1 tRNA gene and 1 rRNA gene are annotated in these 1,799 nt (G+C 51.8%); both read left to right on the top strand.

The features are described 5' to 3' along the window. Position 1 precedes the first annotated feature (1 nt). Positions 2-77: transfer RNA gene (locus tag AOQ70_RS06535), tRNA-Ala, on the top strand. Between the two features lie 98 nt (positions 78-175). Beyond that, positions 176-1,799 (top strand): 23S ribosomal RNA (locus AOQ70_RS06530); the annotation flags it as partial.

Raw genomic sequence — 1,799 nt, 5'->3', positions numbered from 1 at the left:
CGGGGCCTTAGCTCAGCTGGGAGAGCGCCTGCCTTGCACGCAGGAGGTCAGCGGTTCGATCCCGCTAGGCTCCACCAACGTGTTCTTTGAAAACTAGATAACAATAAGTAATACATTCACATTGAATGCAATGCAAAGTTCATCACACATAGTGATTCTTTCTAAAGTAAGAAATGGTTAAGTTAGAAAGGGCGCACGGTGGATGCCTTGGCACTAGGAGCCGATGAAGGACGGGACGAACACCGATATGCTTCGGGGAGCTGTAAGCAAGCTTTGATCCGGAGATTTCCGAATGGGGAAACCCACTGCTCGTAATGGAGTAGTATCCATACTTGAATACATAGAGTATGAGAAGGCATACCCGGGGAACTGAAACATCTAAGTACCCGGAGGAAGAGAAAGCAAATGCGATTCCCTGAGTAGCGGCGAGCGAAACGGGAACAGCCCAAACCAAGAGGCTTGCCTCTTGGGGTTGTAGGACACTCTATACGGAGTTACAAAGGAACGATATAAGCGAAGAGGTCTGGAAAGGCCCGCCAAAGAAGGTAACAGCCCTGTAACTGAAATGTTGTTCTCTCCAGAGTGGATCCTGAGTACGGCGGAACACGTGAAATTCCGTCGGAATCCGGGAGGACCATCTCCCAAGGCTAAATACTCCCTAGTGACCGATAGTGAACCAGTACCGTGAGGGAAAGGTGAAAAGCACCCCGGAAGGGGAGTGAAATAGATCCTGAAACCGTGTGCCTACAAGTAGTCAGAGCCCGTTAACGGGTGATGGCGTGCCTTTTGTAGAATGAACCGGCGAGTTACGATCCCGTGCAAGGTTAAGCAGAAGATGCGGAGCCGCAGCGAAAGCGAGTCTGAATAGGGCGCATGAGTACGTGGTCGTAGACCCGAAACCAGGTGATCTACCCATGTCCAGGGTGAAGTTCAGGTAACACTGAATGGAGGCCCGAACCCACGCACGTTGAAAAGTGCGGGGATGAGGTGTGGGTAGGGGTGAAATGCCAATCGAACCTGGAGATAGCTGGTTCTCTCCGAAATAGCTTTAGGGCTAGCCTCAAGGTAAGAGTCTCGGAGGTAGAGCACTGATTGGACTAGGGGCCCCTACCGGGTTACCGAATTCAGTCAAACTCCGAATGCCGATGACTTATCCTTGGGAGTCAGACTGCGAGTGATAAGATCCGTAGTCGAAAGGGAAACAGCCCAGACCGCCAGCTAAGGTCCCAAAGTATACGTTAAGTGGAAAAGGATGTGGAGTTGCTTAGACAACCAGGATGTTGGCTTAGAAGCAGCCACCATTTAAAGAGTGCGTAATAGCTCACTGGTCGAGTGACTCTGCGCCGAAAATGTACCGGGGCTAAACGTATCACCGAAGCTGCGGACTGTTCTTACGAACAGTGGTAGGAGAGCGTTCTAAGGGCTGTGAAGCCAGACCGGAAGGACTGGTGGAGCGCTTAGAAGTGAGAATGCCGGTATGAGTAGCGAAAGACGGGTGAGAATCCCGTCCACCGAATGCCTAAGGTTTCCTGAGGAAGGCTCGTCCGCTCAGGGTTAGTCGGGACCTAAGCCGAGGCCGAAAGGCGTAGGCGATGGACAACAGGTTGATATTCCTGTACCACCTCCTCACCATTTGAGCAATGGGGGGACGCAGGAGGATAGGGTAAGCGCGGTATTGGATATCCGCGTCCAAGCAGTTAGGCTGGGAAATAGGCAAATCCGTTTCCCGTAAAGGCTGAGCTGTGATGGCGAGCGAAATTTAGTAGCGAAGTTCCTGATTCCACACTGCCAAGAAAAGC

This window comes from Bacillus sp. AM 13(2015) (assembly GCF_001518755.1).
In the GTDB taxonomy this organism is placed as follows: Bacteria; Bacillota; Bacilli; order Bacillales; family Bacillaceae; genus Bacillus; species Bacillus safensis.
The sequence above is the reverse complement of the archived record's forward strand: the minus strand, read 5'-3'. Positions and strand labels throughout refer to the sequence as shown.